We start from the raw sequence: 19719 nt of genomic DNA, 5'->3' as shown, positions 1-19719 counted from the left end.
ACTATTACCTGCAGCGATAGGGAATGTCACGTGTTTTGGGCGCAGGTAGACGCGAGTCATTCGATCCTGTGGCCGCTGCTTGACGACGGCGAGCGGGAACGTGCCCGCGGCTACAAGCACACTCCCGATCGCGCCCGGTTTGTGCTGGGCCGTGGCCTGGCCAAGCTGGCTGTCGCGCAGATCGCTGACGTGGAGCCGGAATCGGTGAGGCTGACCGCGACGTGCCGTCATTGCGGTGGCCCGCATGGGCGTCCGGAAGTTGACACCTTGGACGGGCGGATGCGTTTGTCGATCACCCACTCGGGAACCCGCGTCGGGGTGGCCGTGACGTGGGATATCGAGTGCGGCCTCGACATTGAGCAGGTGGCGTTGCGTGGGGGCGGCCCGCCGCGTAACGCGCTGTCGCCCACTGAACGCACCGTCTTAGACGCGATCCCGCAAGACGAGCAGGTCGGGGCGTTCATTCGCACGTGGACGCGTAAAGAGGCGGTGCTCAAGGCGACCGGTGATGGGCTGATGCTCTCCCCGGCCGATCTGACGATGAGCCTGCCGTGGCAGCCCGCCCGTCTCGACACGTGGGTCAACCGGCCGCTGCCGCACACGCCGGTGCACCTGCATGACCTCGATGTCGGACCGCACTACCGGGCCAGTCTGGCCACCCTGAACGTTCCCGTGACGGTGGTTGAGCACGATGCCGACATTTGCTGGCTTTCTGAGATGACCGCTCCACTGTAGAGACAGGAGAACGCGTTGCTTCCCCGATTCGATGCTCTCGACCCGGCTGTGCTCGAGTATCCGTATCCGGCATATGCCAAGCTGCGGGCAGAAGGCCCGTTGTGCCGCTTCGGCCCGGGTGCCTATGGCGTGACGCGGCACGCCGATGTGCTTGCGCTGCAGCGTGATCCGCGGCTGGGCAGTGAGTTCCCGGACCAGTATCACCACCTGTCCGTCGGCGATGGCCCGGCCAGTGCGTTCTTTCAGCGCATCATGCTCTACCGCGACCCACCGGATCACACGCGGCTGCGCAAGCTGGTGGGCAAGGCGTTCACCCCGGCCGTGGTCCGCCGGCTGCGTGCGCACATCGAAACGCTCGTCGAAGAGCTGATGGCGCCGGCGCTCAAGGCCGGCGGGTGCGACATCGTGTCCACTTTGGCCTATCCGCTGCCGGTGCTGGTGATCTCCAAGCTGATGGGCATTCCGCCCAACGCGCACGATGATGTGCGGCGGCACTCGATCCGCCTGGGCCGGGCCTTTAGCGCGATCGTGCCGCAGAACGCGCGCGAGGAGGCGCACGAGGCGGTGCGGTGGCTGCGTACCTACATTGGACAGTTGCTCGACGCACGGCGGGAGAACCCGGGTGAGGATCTGCTGTCGGATCTGCTGCGTGCCGAAGACGATGGCGACACGCTGACGCACGAGGAGATCGTGGACAACACCGTCTTCTCGTTTTTCGCCGGGTTTGAGACCACGGTGCATTTGATCACCAACGGGTTCGCTTTGCTGTTGCGCTATCCGGAGCAACTCGAACGGCTGAGGCGCGATCCTTCCCTCGTACCAGCCGCGGTTGAAGAGTTTTTGCGGTTTGAAGCCCCGATTCAGGGCACCGCGCGGCTGGTGCACGAGGCGGTGGAAATTGGCGGGCACAAGGTGCGTGCTGGGCGGGTTCTGGTGCTGATGCTGGGGTCGGCCAATCATGACGAGACCGTGTTCGACAATCCTGAGCAGCTCGATGTCGGGCGGGCGAAGAATCCACATACGACGTTTGGTGGCGGCGGGCATCTTTGCCTGGGCGCGTTTTTGGCCCGGACGGAAGGCCAGGTGGTCTTCGAGTGGCTGCTGCGTCACACGACACAGCTCAAGGCCGCCGGTGATCCCGTCCGGGAAATCGATACGCCGTTTAGGGCTTACGAATCGCTGCCGGTCGCGCTGAGCTGAGCCCGCAGAATCGTCAGTGTCGGGGTGGGTGTGACTTCGGTCAGGCTCAGCCCGGCACGGTTCAGCAGCTGCGCGGTGCGTTCGGTGGTGCGGTGCGCGCCGCCGGTCAGCACCATGGTGTGCACGTCGAAAAGCTTTGCCACGTCATAATCGTCGCCCGGTGGCAGCACGGCTTCGAGCAACAGCAGGACGCTGTCGGGGCGCATGGCCGCGGCGATGTTGGCCAGGATGCGCACGACATCGTCGTCGCTGAAACCGGGCAGCACGGTTTTGCAAACATAGGCGTCGGCGCCTGGTGGCACCGTGTCGAAGAAACTGCCCGGCACGATCTCAGCGCGGTCCTTCACCGGTTGCAGGAACAGGCCCGCCCCGGCGACGACATGGGGAAGATCAAAGAGAATGCCCTTTATCTGGGGGTACTTGGTGAGCAGTCCCGCCAGGAATGAGCCGTTACCGCCGCCGACGTCGACCAAGGTGGACAGTTCGCCCCAGGCGAAATAGGGCAGGACAGTGCGCAGGTGCAGGTGGTTGATGCTGCGCATCCACAGATCGACGCGCACGCTTTCGTCTTGGTGCGCGGCCAGATAGGTCCAGTAGTCGGTGCCGTGTGCCTGGTCGAACGCGGGCTCGCCGGTGCGCAGCGTGTGACTCAAATGCGCCCAGGCCTGCGCGTCGGAGGGCAGGAGGGTGAACACGTCTTTGAGCGACATCGGGTGATCGCTGCGCAGCGGTTCGGCTAGCGGTGTCAGCGCGAAGACCCCGGGTTCGGTTTCGGTGAAGATTGCTTTGCAGGCCAAGGCTTTCAGTGCCCGGTGCAGCGAGTGCTCGTGTGCTTGCGTTTTGGCGGCGAGGTCGGCGACGCTCATCGGCCCGTCGATGAGCAGGTCTGCTATGCCGAGGTCGCTGACGGCCCGCAGGGTGAACGGGATGATGAAATCGCCCAGCTCCCCCAGGCGCATGATGGAACCCAAGTCCAGCCGCTTCACCGCTTTGTCTCCTCGCTGTAGCGCATCAGGTCGAGCTGATGCAGGCCTTTGCGCACGTTGGGGCCGAGCAGGCCGATCTGGCCCAGGGAGTGGCCGACGCGCGAGAAAATGGTTTGCCGGTAGGCGACCATGAGGTCGTTGTAGGCGGCGAATTCGACGCCCTCGGCCCGGTTGACGTCCATGCGTTCCCAAATGTCTTCCAGCAGGAAGCGGCGCCGGATCAGGCTGGCCGATTCCAGCACGAGCTCTTCACGCTCGGCTCGTTCGGCACTGGTCATCTCGTCATAGATGCCGGCCAGCGACAGCACGCCGAAGGACACGTGCCGGGCTTCGTCGCGGCCGACCATGGCGGTGATGCTCTTGATGAGTTCATCGTGGAAGGTGTTGTTGGCCAACCGGAACGCGGCCATGGCGAGGGCTTCGACCATGATCTGCATGCCGAGGGCGACGACGTCCCAGCGGCTGTCAGACAGGATGCTTTCGAGCATGAGCCGCAGCGGATCGCAGACCGGGTAGGGGTCGGGCACCTTCTCGCGCAGATAGCGGGAGAACACTTCGACGTGGCGGGCCTCATCGACGGCCTGGGTCGTGGCGTAGAACTTGCTTTCCAGGTCCTTCATCGTTTCGACTAGGCGCGCGGACACCACCATCGCGGCCTGTTCGCCGTGCAGGAACTGGCTGACCATCCAGGACTGCAGTTCCCACCGGAACTCATCCCAGGCCGGGCGCCCTCTTTTCGCCAGCGGTGAGGCGGCGAACGCGGACATGGCGAACGCCGAGTCGTCGGGCAGCGGTGCCCCAAACGGAACGTCGAGCGTCCAGTCGATGTCCTCGACTTTCCACTGGCCTTCTTTGGCCCGTTCGTAGAGCGTGCGGACCCTGGACCCGGTCGGGTCGTAGTCCCAGCCGAGACGTGTATCTACAACAGTCTGTACAAGCATCTCGCCCACACTCGTAAACACTAGCTATCCTCGGGTGGTGGAGACAACGGAAACCTATGACGTGCCCGCCTCCGTTTCCCAGCGGCTGCTCTGGATGATCAAGCACTATCGCACCGACTATGGGGCGCTGAACTGCCCTGTTGTCTGCCGCGTGCGCGGATCGCTAGATCTTGACGCGTTTCAGCGGGCGGTAAACGATCTCGCGGCGCGCCACGATTCCCTGCGCACGACGTTTCAGGGACGCGGGCCACGGCTGTCCCAGCGCATCCACGCGCCCCGGCCAGAGCCCGTCGTGCTGGAGGATCTGTCCACTCACGACGATCCGTCCACGGCGGCGGACAAGGCGTTGGCGCAGGAACTCAGCTCCCCCATCGACCCGCAACAGTGGCCGGTGCGCGCCCGCCTATGGCGGATAACCGCCCGTGAGCACCTGTTCTGCCTGAACCTGCACCATCTCGTCACCGACGCGTGGTCGACGGGGATCTTGTTGCGGGACTTGTGTTTGCTTTACGACATACACACCGGCGGCACGGCATCGCTGGCTCCCTTGGGCTGGTCGCCGCGCGAGTTCGTGGAGTGGCAGAAAGCCCTGCTGGCCGGGGACCGCCTCAAACGCCACCAGGACTATTGGCGGCGTCAACTGGCCGGCGCCCGCCTCCCCCAGCTCACGTCTGCTCCTCCTGCTTCCGCTGCCTCGGCTTCTGGCGCTGCTGTTTCCGGCGCCGGCGCTTCGGGCGCTTCCGTGACGGGCGGAGTGGGTTCGGGCGGCTCGGCTTCCACGGGCGGCGGTGCTTCGGGCGGCTTGGCTTCCGGTGCTTCGGGCGCAGGGGCCGAAGATGGCGCGGGACTGTCCGGGGTGGATGGTGCGGCGCGGGTGGACACGGTGGACTTGCCGGCGCGTGTGGTGTCGGGGTTGCGTGACCTGGCCAAGCGGGAGCAGACGACGCCGTTCACGGTGCTGCTGGCGTTGTTTCAGGCGCAGCTGCACCGGGTGACCGGGCAGGGCGACATTTCCGTGGCTTCCATGTTCGCCAACCGCACCCGCCCCGAACTGCGGGAAACCGTGGGTCTGCTGGCCGGCATGGTGCTGTTGCGGGCCGATGTCGCGGCGCAGCGGTCCTTCACCGATCTCGTGCGGCATTGCCACAAAGCTGTGCTCGGGGCGTTCACCTACAGCGAGCTGCCGTTTCAGTTGCTGCCGACGAATCTGGTCGACACCGGTGGCGGCCGTGCGGACAACGTGATGTTCAACGTGATGACTGAGACACAGCACCTGCGTACCGGCGGCGGGGTCCACTTTGAACTCGTTGTGCCCACCGACATCGGCAGCAGGTTCCCGTTTGAGCTGGCTCTGGTTCCTGTTGGCGAGTCGGCGATGAAGGCCGCGCTTTTCCGCGCCCCTGATCAGCTTGAGGCGGCTGGGGGTGAGGCTTTCCTGCGCGGATTCGCCGCGTTGGCGGCTGCCGTGGTCGATGAGCCTGACGCGAGGTTGGCAGGTCTATTGACAACGAGCGCGGATGCCTGACAGCCTCGTGACTGGACACTCGTAAACACGCGCATATACGAGAGAACGCAAGCAAGCGGATGGCGGAGGCGCTGATGACATTGCGGCTGCACTGGTTCATGCCGTTGCACGGAGACGGGCGTGAAGTCGCCAAAAGTGCGGACGGCTCGTCTGAGACGAACATCCGCCGCGAGCCTGATCTCGCCTATCTGAGCCAGGTCGCCCAGGCGATTGACCGGTTCGGTTTCGTTGGAGCGCTGATTCCTACCGGCATGTTCTGCGAGGATCCTTGGCTCGTTTCCAGCGCGCTCGCGGCGTACACCCAAAAAATGAATTTTATGATCGCTTTGCGCCCGGGATCGATGCCGCCGATGGTGGCCGCGCAAATGTCGGCGACGTTCCAGCGCCTGTCGGGCGGCCGGCTCATGCTCAACATCGTGACCGGCGGCGACGCCGACGAGCAAAAGCGTTACGGCGATTGGCTTGACCACGATCAGCGTTATGAGCGCACCGCGGAATTCCTTGATGTGTGGTCGCAGGCGTGGAAGGGCAAGCCGTTCGACTTTGAGGGCGAGCACTTCCACATCAAGGCTGGCCTGCTGACTCGCCCGCATCCGGTACGCCCATTGGTGTTGCTCGGTGGCGCATCGGCTGGGGCACAACGTGCGGCTGCCGCGCATGCCGACGTGTATTTGAGCTGGGGCGAATCGCCTGACGCGATGCGGAATTTGACCAAAGAGGTCAGTGAGCTCGCCGCCAAACACGAGCGCACCCTGGAATTCGGGACGCGGTTTCACATCATCAGCCGCGACACCTCGCAGGAGGCGTGGGAGGTCACTGAGCGGCTGCTGGCCGGCATGGATCCTGAGCGCATCGCTCAGGCCCAGAAACGTTTCGCCCGAAGCGAATCGGAGGGGCAGCGGCGTATGGCCGCCCTGCACGGTGGCAGCACGGACAACCTGGAGATCTACCCGAACGTGTGGGCCGGTTACGGCCTGGTGCGGCCGGGGGCTGGAGTCGCGCTCGTGGGCAGTCACGAGGAGGTGGCGGCCAGGATCGAGGAATACCACGACACCGGGCTGACGCATCTGATCCTTTCTGGCCAGCCGCATCTGGAGGAGGCCTACGCCTTCGGCGAAGGTGTCATGCCTATTCTGCGAAAGCGGGGCTTGCTGTGAGCACACCGACCACTTTGGTCATTGGCAACCCGCGTCAGGGTTCGCGGACCTCCACGGTCGCCGTGGCGCTGGCTGACGCGTTGCGCACGGCTTTGGCGCCTGAGGGTGTGACGCTGGCTGAGCCGGATGTTGTTGACCTGTCTGAGCTTGGGGCCATCATTCCGGCGCGGGCCAGTTCCAGCGTGGCGGCGCCTGACGCGGTCGAGCAGGCGCTTAAGGCGGTGCGCCAGCCGGGTTTGCTCATTGTTGTCAGCCCGACCTTCAAGGGCGCCTATTCGGGGCTGCTCAAGCTTTTCCTAGACATGCTGCCCATTGACGGGCTGTCTGGCACCGTGGCCGTGGCGGCCATGACCGCCGGGTGGGCCCGCCATCGTGGTGCGGCAGACCAGTTCCTGTGTCCCTTGCTCACGGAACTGGGAGCAAGTGTTCCTGTTCCCGCACTATCGGTTATCGAAGAAGAGTTCGCCGATCTCAATCCTGTTATCGGCAGCTGGATCACCTCGCACGCTCCGACGCTGGGGGCTGTCTTGTGGCGCCACCGCGACGGGTTCGAACGCCTTTCGGTCTCGATGGAGAACCGAAGTCCAATCCCGACTGGAGGAAGTTGAAATGACCGAGCAGGCGACCCCCGTCAGCACGGACCTGTCAGAAGATGTTGTCCGGGCTAAGGTCCTGACCGTTATCGGTGACATGGCACCCAAGCAGGATGTGACCGTCACCGCGCAATCGATCCTGATTCAGGACCTGGGCTATCACTCCCTTGCCCTGATGGAGGTGGCGTTCGCGCTTGAGGACGAATTCGACCTCGACCCGATCGATGAGAAGACCGCCCGTCAGATCACCACGGTGGGCGCGGTGCAGGATCTCGTTATCAAGAAGCTCGCTGACAAGAAGTAGTTATAGGAGCCCTTTACGGGGAGGTGCCGAGGGCGCACCTCCCCGTAAAGCTTTAGCCGGCTAGGCGGTAGAGGCGGTGGAAGCCGTCGGTGGCCGGCAGGATGGTCATGCCGGAGAATCCGGCTTGTTTGGCTAGCGTGCGCACGGCTTGCGGGCGAAGCACGGTGCCGGTTCCGGTGGAGCCTTCGCCGACCATCGCCGCGGGCAGGCAATGCAAAACACTGGTGCAGTACTGGAACCGCTCGACATCGTCGCCAGGAGCGGTGAAGGCGGTGGCTACTTTGGCGTCCATGAGCAGGACTGTCCCTTGTGGACTCTTGAGCGACCGGCACGCTTTGAGCACCGCGACTGGGTGCGAGATTTCGTGCAGGGCGTCGAAAAGGCACACGAGGTCGTATTCGCCGGCTAGCTCAGGGTCAGCGGCGTCGCGGGCTTCGAAGCGCACCCGGTCGGCGACACCTTCTTTTTCGGCAAGCATTTTCGCGTCGGCGATGGCGTCGGCGTCGAAGTCCAGGCCGTCGATGTGCGCGTCCGGATAGGCGTGTGCCAGGGCGACGCTGGACCAGCCGGCACCGCAAGCGACGTCGGCGATGCGCCGTCCCGGTTGCGACAGCGTCTCGTGAACGTCCGGCATGCTTTCTTTGATCCAGCCCGCGAGCTGGTGGGCGAACAGCGACCGGTTGGCGCCGGAGTGCCCTTCGCGCCAGTCGATGCCAAACACACTGTCGGGCACGCCTTCGCCGGTGCGGTAAGCCGACAGAAGCGTTGGCAGGGCTAAGGCGATGCCTCCGAGCGGTAGCACCGCGAGGGAGGCCATGGAGGCGGGACTGTCGGAAATGGTCAGCACTTCGGCGTGGGCCGCGGGCATGCTGTAGCGGCGTTCGCCGGGCTGTGCCCGTATGTCGTCGACGGTCAGGATGGCCGCGACCGCTTGCTGTTCCAGCCATTCGCGGGCGTAACGTTCGGCGATCCCGGCTCTGTCAGCGACTTGTGCTGCGGTCAGCGGTTCGCCCGAGGCGGCGAGCACGTCATAGAGCCCGAGCCGCACCCCGAGATAGGAGGTGAGGAGTTCCTGTGTGGCGAGAAGCGATTTCCACATGCGCATCGCGAATACATTGGCCTGCGTATCCGGGCTTGTCACCGGTGCCCCCAAGAAGTCTTTACGAGTATGTTCACACACTAGCCTTGTCTATGGTCTGATAACAGTCGTGGATGTGAAGAGAGCAGTCAGCGAGCTTTTACCGGAGGTCGCCAAGCGGGCCGATGAGGTCGAGGCGGGGCGGCGGCTGACCGACGATCTGGTCAGCGATCTGCGTGCCGCCGGATGCCTGCGCATGCTGGTGCCAGTGGAGTATGGCGGCCTGGGGCTGCCGATGCCCGAAGCGCTTCGCGTCATTGAGGAACTGTCCACGGCAGACGGTTCGGTCGGGTGGGCGGTCGGTCAGGTTGGCTTGTCGCAGCTCATCATCGGCTGTGGGCAAAAGGAAGCCGTGGACGCCATTTACGCGGGCGGGCCGGATGTCTATGCCGCCGGGGCGGTTGCGCCTAAGGGCCGCGCGACGGCGGTTGATGGTGGCTGGAAGATAACGGGCCAGTGGCCGTTCGTGACGGGAAGCCCGCACGCGTCGTGGCTTTACCTCAACTGTGTGCTGGTTAGTGACCGGGCGGTGCAGCTGTCGGATGCGGGGACACCGCTGACCCGCATCATGCTGATTCCCGCTGACAAGGCGCAGCTGGTGGACACGTGGCACACCATGGGGCTGCGGGGAACCGGCAGTAACGATATGGCGGTCTCAGGCGCGTTCTGCCCGGCGAGCCATGCGGTGGAACTGGTGGAGGGTCAGCCGGAGACGATCCGTGCGGTCAACAGCATCGCGCAGTCGAGTCTCATCATCGCCTCAGTCGCGGTGGGTGTGGCGACGTCTGCTTTGGACGATGCGATCAGCCTTGCCACGGGCGGGAAACGGCCGTCGCTGAGTGCGACCCGGCTGGCTGCCTCGGCGACGTTTCAGGACCGGCTGGGTGAGGCGCACACGTTGCTGCGGGCGGCCAGGGCACTGCTGCGCGATGAGGCGGCACAGGCGTGGCAGCGTTCGGTGGCCGGGCAAACGTCGGCGCAGGACCGGGCTGGGACGCGGGCGGCTGCGGCTCAGGTGACCACGCTGGCGGCGTCTGTTGTGGACGCGGCCTATGGGCTCGCGGGTGGCAGTGCGGTTTATGACACGTCACCGGTGCAGCGGCGGATGCGTGACGTGCACACGGCCACGCAGCATTTCGTGGCCGGGCGCAATTCCTATGCCACTGTCGGTGCTTTGCTGGTGGGCGAACCCATCGACACCGGCATGTTCTAAAAGGGGCTGGGGTGGGGCGGGTTACTTGCCCGCGGGGATGACTCCCTTGCGGCGCAACCGGCTCACCCAGCCTTGCGCGGTGTGCGTGGGCACACCGTAGTGTTCCGCGACCCCGGTGATGGTGCGGCTGGCGAGGTAGGTTGCCTTGACCTCAGCCGGATCCGGCATCCGGCGGTAAGCGCGGTCGGGTTTGCGGCGCGCGGCCAGCGAGGCGATGGTGCGGCGTTCACCCGTTGCTACGGGGGATGCTGTGGAGACGGCTTCTGTGTGCTGACGGCGCGCGAACGCCTGCAGCAGAATGTCTAGGTCGACCTGGATCACCTCGCCGGGACCAAGCTTGGCGTTGTCGGCTACCCGGACGGTCAGTTCTTTGATGTATGCCTGACCGTCTTCGGCGACCACTCGCATTGTCGTGCGGGAGGCCGCATCCTCGTCGCCACCACTACCCAAGACCGGGGTGATGGTCACAATGTATTGAGCCATAGCCCGTCCCTTTCTCTCGGCCAGCAACCCGTTTCACATTTGGCAAGCCGTACATACAGTTTACGTCTAACGCTTGTAAACGGTTCACGCCTGTGCTACCTGCCGATCTGCAGACACATTAACACTTGCCATCACTGTCGTGAAACCCAACGCAACACAAAGGGCCGTTGAAACACGTATCGCCTCTGCAAGGGTTACCGAGCGTTAGCCGAAATGGCGATTACACCGGGATCCATACGTTCTTGGGTCGCAGGAATTCCCGCAATCCGGCCAGACCGCCGATACGACCCGAACCGCTTTGTTTCACACCACCGAAAGGCACCGAAGGCATGAGACCAGGGGCGCCGTTAACCCATACCGCACCTGCTTCGACCGCACGGCTGACCCGGTGGGCCCGGCGCAGGTCGTTGGTGTGCACATAGGCTCCCAAGCCATAACGAGTGTCGTTGGCTAAAGCGACACCCTCGTCTTCGTCAGCGAAGGTGATCACGGAAAGCACGGGGCCGAATATCTCTTCCTGTGCCAGTTCCGCGGCGGGGTCCACATCGGCGAAAACCGTAGGCTCGATGAAGAATCCTGCCGAAAGGTCGCCGCCGCTGCGGTTGCCGCCGCTGACCAGGTTGCCGGATTGCCGGCCGCGGTCGATGACGCCGAGGATGCGCTGGCATGCGTTGTGGGACACGACGGGACCCATCACGGTGGCTTCGTCGGCCGGGTCGCCGAGTTTCGTTTTACGCAGCCGCGACACGAGGATGTCCAGGACCTGGTCGCGAACGGATTTGTGCACCAGCAGCCGGGTTCCGTTGGCACATCCCTGTCCAGATAGGGCGATGACGCCACTCATGGCTACGCGTGCGGCGAAACGGATATCGGCGTCTTCAAAGACCAGATGTGGAGATTTGCCGCCAAGCTCCAGGGCGACCGGGGTCAGGTGTTCGGCGGCGCTCGACAGGACGCTACGGGCGGTAACCGCTCCGCCGGTGAAATGTACTTTGCCGACACCGGGATGCCCGGCTAGCGCCTGCCCCGCGGCGGCCGCTCCGGGCACGACGACGACGGCGCCGGTGGGCAGTCCAGATTGGACGGCCAGCTCAGCCATGCGTGTCGCGACAAACGGCGCGAGCTCCGATGGCTTGACGACGATGGTGTTGCCGGTGGCTAAGGCGGGGCCGAGCAACTGTGCCATTGACATGAGTGAGCCGTTCCACGGGATGATTCCGGCTATCACTCCGTAAGGCTCATCGAGGGTGTAATTGAGGCTGCGGATCGGCCAGGTGCTGATGACGTCGCCGCCGGACTTGTCGGCCCACCCGGCGTAGTAGCGCACCCAGTCGGCGGCGATCGCGGGCATCTGCCGGGACAACTGCACGGGGACGCCGATTTCAAGGGTTTGCAGATCGCTGAGTTCCGTGGCGTGCTCGACGATGAGGTCGGCGAAGCGCAGCAGGATGTCGCGGCGTTCGTTGACGGGGGTGTCGCGCCATTTCGGGAAGGCGGCCCGGGCGGTGGTGACGGCGAGGTCTATTTCGGACGGTCCGGCCAGCACGACGGGGGCGGTGGTTTGGCCGGTGGCGGCGTAGACGTGCTCGACAGTACCGCCGGATGACTCTGTTATTTCTTCTGCCCCGATGCGGAGCCCGGGCTTGCCGATCAGATGTACCGCTGCTTGACGGACAGCCATATCTCCTCCTGAACCAGCAACCCCGGGCGGGGCCCTGACAGCTATGAAGTCTCGTATTCCATCGTATGTTGACGAGACGAGTCTGTCACTTTGCCTGGCTTTCGGAATAGCGCATCAAGCGCGTACCGGCCCGGACCGAGTATCGCGATGAGGAAGAACGACCAGCAGAACATGGCCGCGAGTTCACCACCGTTATTGAGCGGCCACAGTGCCAGCGGGGCGTGGACTACGAAGTAGGCGTAGGCCATCGATCCTGAGCAGATGATCGCGGCGACCCTCGTGGCCAGGCCCGTCATCACTAAAAGCCCACCGGCGAACTGGATGAGGGCTGCCCACCAGCCCGGCCAGTCGCCGACGGCGATCGCGGCACCGGTGCCGCGATGTCCGCCGAACATGCCGAAGAGCCCTGAGGCGCCGTGGATCGCGAATAAGAGGCCAATCACGACCCGGAACAGGGTCGTGGCCGCCTCTGACAAGCGTGTCTGCATTGTTCTCCCAACTCTGCTGTCGCACGTCGTGTGCGGCCCACGGTGCGCGTGGGCATTTACATACACGCATGAATTGGGTGAAGGTTCAAGAGTTGGCGAATTTAAATGTATGTTTCCATCTGCAGCACCGGCTTGATGATTTCTCCAGCCGCGGCAGCGGTTAGCGCCTCTGCCGGTGGGATGTACCCGATGAGTTCAGTGAACGGAAACCGCCCTTGTTCAGCGAGTGTTAACAAGGCTGGCACGAGCGTGTGGCTTTGGCCTTCGCCGCCCATACAGCCGCGAATGCTGCGTCCCCACTGCGTGCTCTGCTGATGTGCCCGCAGTTCCGTCGTGGGATCGCCGGTGCCCACCAGGCAGCACACGCCCAGCATGCCAATGGTTTCGATGGCCTGGCGGATGACTTTTTCCTGTCCGGTGCATTCGATGACAATGTCTGCCGGGCCGCCGCACGCTTCGCGGACCGCGCGAGGCACATTGCGAATCCCATTCACGTCAATGGTTTGGGTGGCGCCCAGTTTGGCGGCCAGGGCGAGCCGCTGTGGATTGCGGTCCACGGCGACGATGGTGGTGGCCGGGGTGAGCCGGGCCGCCATGACCGCTGCTAGCCCGACCGCGCCAGCGCCATAGACCACGAGCGACGATCCCGGTGCGGGCTTGGCGTTGTTGAGGACCGCGCCGGCACCGGCTGAGAAGCCGCATCCGAGGGTGCCGATCGCTTCTAACGGCAAGCTGGTGTTCACCTTCACCGCGGTACGGGCGTCGACGATCGCGTGGGTGGCAAACGACGACTGGCCAAAGAATCCGCCGTGCAGCGGTGTGCCATCGGTGAGGTGGATGGTGCGTTTGCCGCCGAACAATAGCGATGGCAGGTTCACGCAGTAGCGGGGTTGCCCGGCATAGCAATTGCGGCACTGGCCGCACCACGGCCAGCCGAGCACGACCGTGTCGCCGGGGGCGAACCCTTGCGCGCTAACGCTTTCCACTACACCGGCGCCTTCATGGCCCAGGACTCCCGGCAGCGGGAAGGGCATCTTGCCGGCCGCGGCCATGGCATCGGTGTGACACACGCCGGTTCCGGCCAGGCGCACCAGCAGTTCGCCCGGTTGCGGTTCGCCGATGGTGGCCTCAGCCAGGCGCAGCGGTTGTGCCGGGCCGTCGGTGACGGCGACGGTTATCTTCATAGCGTCACCTTGGCCAGTTCGGGGCGGATGGTCAGCCACTGGGTCTCGGTATAGGCGTCCAGATCGGACAGTCCCCCGGCGCGCCAGCCGTTGCCAGACAAGCCGAATCCGCCGAAGGGCGCCTGCGGTTCGTGGTCGATGGTGGGGTCATTGATGTGCACCATGCCGGCCGGAACACGGTCAGCTAACGTCATCGCCTTGCCGACGTCGGCGGTCAGGATGGAAACGGCCAGCCCGGTTTCGTTGTCTGCCACCAGCTTTGCCGCCTCGCTGACGGTGCTGAACGCCCGGACCGGGGCGACGGGGCCGAACACTTCTTCGCGGTAGGCCTCCGTTGGCTCTGCTGGCTCAGCTAGCACGGTCGGGCGGTAGAACAGGGCGTCGAAGGTGCCGCCGGTGACGAGTTTCGCGCCCGCTTTCACGCTAGCTTCCACGAGGTGGTGGACGCGGTCGCGCTGGCGCACGTCGATCAGCGGTCCTAACGCGACATCGTTGTGCGACGGGTCGCCGACGATGAGACTGTCGGCGAATTCGGCGAGTTTGGCGACGTATTCGCCGTAGATGCTTTCGTGCACGAGGTGGCGCCCGGCTGCCATGCACACCTGTCCTTGGTGCAGGAAGGAGGAGAACGCGCCGGCCCGCACGGCACGGTCGATGTCGGTGTCGTCAAAGACAACGAGGGCGTTGTTGCCGCCTAGTTCGAGCATTACTCGTTTGAGCAGACGGCCGCCGCGTTCGGCGACGTGTCTTCCCGCTTGTGGTGAACCGGTGAACGACACTACGCGTACCAGCGGATGGTCAATGATGGCCGCACCCACCGCGGCATCGCCGGCGAGTACCTGCAGCAACCCCTTACGCAGTCCTGCTGCGGCGAAGATTTGCGCGAGCACGACTCCCCCGCTGACGGCGGTGCGCGCATCGGGTTTGAGCAGCACGGCATTGCCCAATGCGAGTGCCGGGGCGACCGCGCGGATCGCCAGCGCCAGCGGCATGTTGAACGGGGTGATCACGCCGATGACACCGGCTGGGATGCGGCGGGTCAGGCTCAGCCGCGGCTGACCCGAACGGATGACCTCACCGTAGGGGCTATTGGCTAAGGCGGCGGCCTCGTGGCAGGTTTGCGCGGCGGCGGCCACTTCCGCTTTCGCTTTGGCTTGCGTTGATCCGCTCTCGCTGACGAGCCAGCCCACAATGGCGTCTTGGTGTTCGCTGAACAGGTCGCCGGCGCGGCGCAGGAGTGCCGCGCGGTAGCTGGCGGCGACTTGTGCCCAGGTGCCGCGGGCCTGCTCGGCGTGTTCGGCCGCGGCGGTAACGTCCATTGTGGACGCTAGGCCGGCTATCCCGAGCCGCTCGCCGGTGGCCGGGTTGATCACCTCACGTGTTTGGGTGGCTGGATGCCATAGACCTGTGAAGATCCGCCCACTCCAGAGAGTGGGGTCAAGCAGTGACATACCGGCCCGCCTCATGAGCGTTGACGATACAAGCTCGTATTGGCAAGTGTCTCCTGCTGAGCCTTACCAAATACTCGCAAAGGCGCCCCGCCTGCGAGGGGATGTCCTAGGTGGCGTTTAGACTCGCGGGGTCACGAGGTATCGGAGGCTTTCCATGATCGGATGGCTACGGGCAAGACAGGAATGGCAGTTCTTCGGGGTGCTGTATCAGGCCGACCGGCCGCTGGCGCTGCTGTGGTGGCTGGTGTTGCTGCTGCGCGGGCTGTTGCCGGCCGGGTTCGCGGTGGCGATGGGTGTGCTGGTCGGCGCCGTCGAGAACGGACAGTCCCTCACCATGCCGTTGGCGCTCACCGGTGTGATCTTTGTGCTGCTGCAGGTGCTCACACCGATGCATGCCGCTATCGGCATGAACCTGGGCGACCGCACGTCGGCGTGGCTATATGACCGGCTCACCGAGGCGTGTGTGCAGCCGTCGGGCATGGGGCACCTGGAAGATCCGGAACTGGCCAAGGACATGACCACGGCCCGTGACTTCGACTTGGGCATGAGCGGGCCACCACTGTCGCTGTCGATGGACTTCATCGCCGGCGGACTGGTGGAGTTGCTGGCCGGGTTGTCCTCAGCGGTGGTGCTGTTCGCGTTCGCGTGGTGGGCGCCGCTGGTGCTGGCCGGTGCGTGGCTGGTCACGCACTGGATCCTGCGCGAAAGTGGCGTATGGAGAGACCGTGAAACCGATGCGGTGCGTGCCGCCCGCCAGGACGCCGACTACGCCTACCGGCTGGCCGTGGACGCCCCGGCCGCCAAGGAACTGCGGCTGTTTGGCCTCGTGGGCTTTGTGATCGAACGGTTCATGGCCCGGCGCGTGGTGTTGCACGACCTGCAATACCGGGCGACGCGGATGCGGGAAAAGTCGGTCATCTTGTGTCTGGCGATCGTGCTGCCGGCGAATGTGGCGGTGTTCTGGGCGCTGGCGTCCACATCGGATCTTGGTGCTTTGGTGACCTATTCCCAGGCGGCTATCGGCACGTCGCTGATCGCGTTCGGTGGGCTGAACTGGGCGCTGGATGGTGCTTCGGCTCCGGTGGCCGCGGTGTTGCGGCTGCAGAAAGCGACCGGGCCGCGCGGTGCGCTGGAGGTGCGCGGTTCCGCACCGGCCACAGGCATGCCCGCTGAGGCGGTCGCGTTCCGGGACGTCACCTTCGCCTACCCCGGCACGGCTGACCGTCCGGTGCTCAATGGGTTCGACCTGACGATCCCAGCCGGATCATCGCTGGCGATCGTGGGACGCAACGGCGCCGGGAAAACCACCCTCGCCAAGCTGATCTGCCGCCTCTACGACCCGGTCGCAGGGTCGGTGGAAGTTGACGGGGTTGATGTGCGGGCGATGGACGTGGAGTCGTGGCGGTCGCGGATCACGGCCGTGTTTCAGGACTTCATCCGCTTCGACCTGCCGTTGCGCGACAACGTCGCCCCACACGGTGCACCCGACGACGTTATTCTCGCCTCGCTCAAGGCCGCAGGAGCCGAAGATCTGGCCAGTTTGGACACCATCTTGGCCAAAGGCTACGAAGGCGGCACCGACCTCTCTGGCGGGCAGTGGCAGCGCATCGCCCTGGCGCGCACCATCTGCGCGGTGCGCCAAGGTGCCGGAGTGGTGCTGCTGGATGAGCCCACCGCGCAACTCGATGTCCGGGGTGAGGCAGAAATCTTTGAGCGGGTACTGGCCGAAACGCGGCACTGCACGACCATCCTCATCTCGCACCGGTTCTCCACCGTGCGTCAGGCTGACCGGATCTGTGTGCTGGAAGAGGGCCGGGTCGTCGAGCTGGGCACCCACGATGAGCTGATGGCTTTGGGCGGCCGCTACCGCACCATGTTCGACCTGCAAGCCGAGCGGTTCGCCGCCGGGCTGCCCGCGGAAGACTCCGACGAAGAGGTGAGCTATGACGTCCTCGGCTGACGACATGCCGCCGCCGTGGCAATCGATGTGGCGGTGCTGCAAACTCGGGTTCAAATTCGAACCCAAACTGATGTCTGTAGCGTTTGGACTATCGTTGCTCGCCGCGCTGCCCGACGCGTTGCTGGCACTGTGGCTCAAGTTCCTCAGCGACGGCGTCCTGGACGGCAACCGGCGCCTGGTTTACATCTCGCTGATGGGCCTTGCCGTCTCAGCGGTAGGCACCTGGTTTTTGCGCACCGTGGCCGACCGGGTGCAGCGCCGCTTCCGCGACCGCGTCACCATCGCCCTGGAAGCACATGTCGCCCGCCTGCAAGCCTCGGTGGGCACCATCGCCCACCACGAACGCCCCGACTATCTCGACCGGCTCTCGATTTTGCGGGACCAGGTCTTCGTCCTCGACCACATGTACCTGTCAGTGTTTTCCACCGCGGGCTGGATCGTGCGGCTCGTCATCACCGTCGGGCTGCTCACGTCGATCCATCCGGCGCTGGCGTTGCTGGTGCTGTTCGCCGTGCCAACGGTGATGACGTCGTCGTGGCGTCCTGCCGTGGAACGCAAGATTGAAGAAGCGGGCGCTTCGGCGGCCCGACTGGCCCGGCACCTGTTCGTGCTGTCCACCACCGCGCCGCCCGGCAAAGAAGTTCGCGTCACCCGCATCGGCTCGCGTTTGGTGTCGATGAGGCGCTCTGCCTGGGAGCGCTGGTATCAGCCGATCGCGGCCGCCCGCTGGGGCACCGCGTGGTGGCATTCGCTGGCCTGGCTGGTGTTCGGCCTGGGTTATGTGGGCGCGATCGTGTTCGTCGCCGTCGGCATCAACGCCACCCCTGGCAGCGTGCTGCTGGTATTGGCGGCCGGTTCCCGTTTGTCGGCCTACATCGGCGCCACCGTGGGCGAAATCGGGTTCCTGCGCGGCTTCTGGATGGACGGCTCACGCCGCCTAGCCTGGCTGGAAGACTATGCGGCCTCGTTTGATGAGGCGGCCGACATCGCCGTGCCTTCCACGTTGGCGTCGGGGATTCGTTTTGAGAACGTGAGTTTCGCTTATCCCGGCACCACCGCGCTGGTGTTGCAAGACGTGTCGTTGACGTTGCCTGCCGGTGCCGTTATCGCCGTGGTGGGCGAAAACGGGGCGGGCAAGAGCACATTGGTGAAACTGCTGTCGAAGTTCTACTCCCCCACCTCAGGCCGGATTCTCGTCGACGGTGCCGACTTGGGCCGCATGCCCGCTGACGAGTGGCGGGCACGGCTGTCCGGGGCGTACCAGGACTTCTTCCGGTTCGAGTTCTTCGCCCGCCAATCCGTTGGCGTCGGTGACGTGCCGCGCCTGGATTCTGTGCCGGCTGTTTCCGCGGCTGTGGATCGGGCCGGGGCGGCCGATGTGGTGTCGTCTTTGGAATCCGGGCTCGACACCCAGCTGGGGCCGTCGTGGCCGGGCGGGGTTGAGGTCTCGTTTGGACAGTGGCAGAAACTGGCTCTAGCGCGTGGGTTCATGCGTGACGAACCGTTGTTGCTGGTCTTGGACGAGCCGACCGCGGCGTTGGACGCCGAAACGGAGCACGCCTTGTTTGAGCGATATGCGTCCGCTGCGCGGTCGTCGTCTGGGCGGATCACGTTGCTGGTGTCGCACCGGTTCTCCACCGTGCGGATGGCTGACCTGATCGTCGTGTTGGACGGGTCACGCGTCGCTGAAGTCGGCTCACATGAGGAACTGATGGCTAAAGGCGGCCAGTACGCTGAGCTTTACGCTATCCAGGCGGCCGCCTACCAGTAGCGTGCTGTTTACCTTGGCGCTCTAGCGTTTCGGCTCGTGCTGGCACTTGTCACCGGGGCGACGTCAGGGATCGGCCACGCGTTCGCCGTCGAGCTGGCTGCGCGTGGCTGGGACCTTCTGCTGGTGGCCCGTCCGTCGTCTCGTTTGGACGCGTTGCGGGCTGCGTTCCCTGAGGCGGTCGTGGTACCCGCCGACCTGTCTGACCCTTCTTCACTTGCTTCGGTTGCCTCGCTCGCCGCGTCTTCCCCCGTGGACCTTTTGGTTAACGCTGCTGGGCTGACCCTGAACACGGTCTTCACACGGTCACCGTTGTCCCGTGAGCTTTACCTGCTTTCGGTGAACGTGACGGCTGTTCTGGCTCTGTGTCATGCCGTGCTGCCTTCGATGGTCTCGCGCGGCTCGGGGAGCATCATCAACGTCTCTTCAATCACCGGCTTCGCGTCCACTCTGCCCGGCAGCACCTACCCCGCTTCCAAAGCGTGGGTGACCCACTTCAGCACGTCTTTGGCCCTGTGGGCGCGTCCTCACGGCGTTTCCGTCATGGCGCTGTGCCCCGGGTACACCCAGACTGCCTTCCACGCCTCCGCTGGCGTCGACGTAGGCCGGGTCTCGCCCTCGGTATGGCTTTCCCCCGCATACGTGGCCCGGGTCGCGCTACGCGACCTCTCCCGCGACGCTGTGGTGTGCGTGCCCGGGTGGCGCTACAAGCTCGCCGCAGCCTTCATGCGCCACTCCCCGCGCTGGCTCCTGCACCATGTCTCCCGGCTCGTCCAGCCCCCACACGGAACGTGAAATCCGCTCCTCTGGGCCCGCTTGATTCGGACATTCCGGCCCGGACGGAACCGGATTGTGGTGATCAAACACGGCCGTGTATTGTGGTCCCTCGTGCGGTTGTCTGACCTGCTTAGG

At 64.8% G+C, this 19719-nt stretch carries 18 protein-coding genes; 10 read left to right on the top strand and 8 right to left on the bottom strand.

Translation table 11 applies throughout. The annotated features are described in order from the left end of the window. The first annotated feature begins 30 nt into the window (after positions 1 to 30). Complete coding sequence (locus A3E1_RS0104410) at positions 31 to 735, top strand: 4'-phosphopantetheinyl transferase family protein (RefSeq protein WP_020519529.1); 705 nt, start codon at positions 31 to 33, stop codon at positions 733 to 735. 15 nt (positions 736 to 750) lie between these two features. Beyond that, positions 751 to 1935: a cytochrome P450 gene (locus tag A3E1_RS0104405; protein ID WP_020519528.1), complete on the top strand. Its 1185-nt coding sequence runs from the start codon at positions 751 to 753 to the stop codon at positions 1933 to 1935. Here A3E1_RS0104405 and A3E1_RS0104400 read toward each other — a convergent pair. Next, positions 1905 to 2921, bottom strand: coding sequence for a methyltransferase (locus A3E1_RS0104400; RefSeq protein ID WP_020519527.1), 1017 nt, complete (start codon positions 2919 to 2921; stop codon positions 1905 to 1907). The two genes, A3E1_RS0104405 and A3E1_RS0104400, sit on opposite strands and share 31 nt — an antisense overlap. After that, on the bottom strand, positions 2918 to 3862 hold the full coding sequence (locus tag A3E1_RS0104395; RefSeq protein ID WP_040390522.1) for a ferritin family protein: 945 nt from the start codon (positions 3860 to 3862) through the stop codon (positions 2918 to 2920). The genes A3E1_RS0104400 and A3E1_RS0104395 overlap by 4 nt, the downstream gene beginning before the upstream one ends. A gap of 37 nt (positions 3863 to 3899) precedes the next feature. Between A3E1_RS0104395 and A3E1_RS48275 the strand changes: the two genes are divergently transcribed. From A3E1_RS48275 to A3E1_RS0104375, 4 genes are all read left to right on the top strand, one after another. Further along, positions 3900 to 5387 (top strand): condensation domain-containing protein, encoded by a 1488-nt coding sequence (locus A3E1_RS48275; RefSeq protein ID WP_245571078.1) that lies wholly within the window; start codon positions 3900 to 3902, stop codon positions 5385 to 5387. Positions 5388 to 5461: 74 nt separating this feature from the next. After that, a complete protein-coding gene (locus tag A3E1_RS0104385) occupies positions 5462 to 6544 on the top strand; it encodes an LLM class flavin-dependent oxidoreductase (RefSeq protein ID WP_026208077.1) in 1083 nt (360 codons plus the stop codon). Further along, positions 6541 to 7152 carry an NADPH-dependent FMN reductase gene (locus tag A3E1_RS0104380; RefSeq protein ID WP_020519523.1) on the top strand — a complete coding sequence of 204 codons (612 nt, stop codon included), beginning with the start codon at positions 6541 to 6543 and terminating at the stop codon, positions 7150 to 7152. The genes A3E1_RS0104385 and A3E1_RS0104380 overlap by 4 nt, the downstream gene beginning before the upstream one ends. A gap of 1 nt (position 7153) precedes the next feature. Further along, positions 7154 to 7441: a phosphopantetheine-binding protein gene (locus A3E1_RS0104375; RefSeq protein WP_020519522.1), complete on the top strand. Its 288-nt coding sequence runs from the start codon at positions 7154 to 7156 to the stop codon at positions 7439 to 7441. Positions 7442 to 7493: 52 nt separating this feature from the next. On the opposite strand, the gene A3E1_RS0104370 is transcribed toward A3E1_RS0104375, so the two are convergent. Continuing rightward, the gene (locus A3E1_RS0104370) at positions 7494 to 8546 is read right to left on the bottom strand and encodes a class I SAM-dependent methyltransferase (RefSeq protein WP_020519521.1); all 1053 of its coding nucleotides are present in this window, start codon (positions 8544 to 8546) and stop codon (positions 7494 to 7496) included. A gap of 109 nt (positions 8547 to 8655) precedes the next feature. Between A3E1_RS0104370 and A3E1_RS0104365 the strand changes: the two genes are divergently transcribed. Next, positions 8656 to 9792 carry an acyl-CoA dehydrogenase family protein gene (locus tag A3E1_RS0104365; protein ID WP_245571077.1) on the top strand — a complete coding sequence of 379 codons (1137 nt, stop codon included), beginning with the start codon at positions 8656 to 8658 and terminating at the stop codon, positions 9790 to 9792. A 21-nt stretch (positions 9793 to 9813) separates the two neighbouring features. Here the strand turns inward: A3E1_RS0104365 and A3E1_RS0104360 are convergent, their stop codons facing one another. From A3E1_RS0104360 to A3E1_RS0104340, 5 genes are all read right to left on the bottom strand, one after another. Next, positions 9814 to 10275 carry a hypothetical protein gene (locus tag A3E1_RS0104360; protein WP_020519519.1) on the bottom strand — a complete coding sequence of 154 codons (462 nt, stop codon included), beginning with the start codon at positions 10273 to 10275 and terminating at the stop codon, positions 9814 to 9816. Positions 10276 to 10495: 220 nt separating this feature from the next. Beyond that, the gene (locus A3E1_RS0104355; protein WP_020519518.1) at positions 10496 to 11956 is read right to left on the bottom strand and encodes an aldehyde dehydrogenase family protein; all 1461 of its coding nucleotides are present in this window, start codon (positions 11954 to 11956) and stop codon (positions 10496 to 10498) included. Between the two features lie 41 nt (positions 11957 to 11997). Continuing rightward, entirely contained in the window at positions 11998 to 12444 is a 447-nt protein-coding gene (locus A3E1_RS0104350; RefSeq protein ID WP_020519517.1) for a DoxX family protein, read from the bottom strand. A 101-nt stretch (positions 12445 to 12545) separates the two neighbouring features. Continuing rightward, the gene (locus tag A3E1_RS0104345) at positions 12546 to 13628 is read right to left on the bottom strand and encodes an NAD(P)-dependent alcohol dehydrogenase (protein ID WP_020519516.1); all 1083 of its coding nucleotides are present in this window, start codon (positions 13626 to 13628) and stop codon (positions 12546 to 12548) included. After that, a complete protein-coding gene (locus A3E1_RS0104340; protein ID WP_245571076.1) occupies positions 13625 to 15094 on the bottom strand; it encodes an aldehyde dehydrogenase family protein in 1470 nt (489 codons plus the stop codon). Before A3E1_RS0104340 ends, A3E1_RS0104345 begins: the two co-directional genes overlap by 4 nt. 139 nt (positions 15095 to 15233) lie before the next feature. Between A3E1_RS0104340 and A3E1_RS0104335 the strand changes: the two genes are divergently transcribed. From A3E1_RS0104335 to A3E1_RS0104325, 3 genes are read left to right on the top strand one after another with little or no spacing between them, the layout of a single operon-like run. After that, positions 15234 to 17039: an ABC transporter ATP-binding protein gene (locus A3E1_RS0104335; RefSeq protein ID WP_020519514.1), complete on the top strand. Its 1806-nt coding sequence runs from the start codon at positions 15234 to 15236 to the stop codon at positions 17037 to 17039. Continuing rightward, positions 17023 to 18810 carry an ABC transporter ATP-binding protein gene (locus A3E1_RS0104330; RefSeq protein WP_020519513.1) on the top strand — a complete coding sequence of 596 codons (1788 nt, stop codon included), beginning with the start codon at positions 17023 to 17025 and terminating at the stop codon, positions 18808 to 18810. The genes A3E1_RS0104335 and A3E1_RS0104330 overlap by 17 nt, the downstream gene beginning before the upstream one ends. 36 nt (positions 18811 to 18846) lie before the next feature. Continuing rightward, entirely contained in the window at positions 18847 to 19602 is a 756-nt protein-coding gene (locus A3E1_RS0104325) for an SDR family NAD(P)-dependent oxidoreductase (RefSeq protein WP_020519512.1), read from the top strand. Positions 19603 to 19719: the final 117 nt, after the last annotated feature.

The sequence above is a fragment of the Catelliglobosispora koreensis DSM 44566 genome (assembly GCF_000379685.1).
In the GTDB taxonomy this organism is placed as follows: Bacteria; Actinomycetota; Actinomycetes; order Mycobacteriales; family Micromonosporaceae; genus Catelliglobosispora; species Catelliglobosispora koreensis.
The sequence above is the reverse complement of the archived record's forward strand: the minus strand, read 5'-3'. Positions and strand labels throughout refer to the sequence as shown.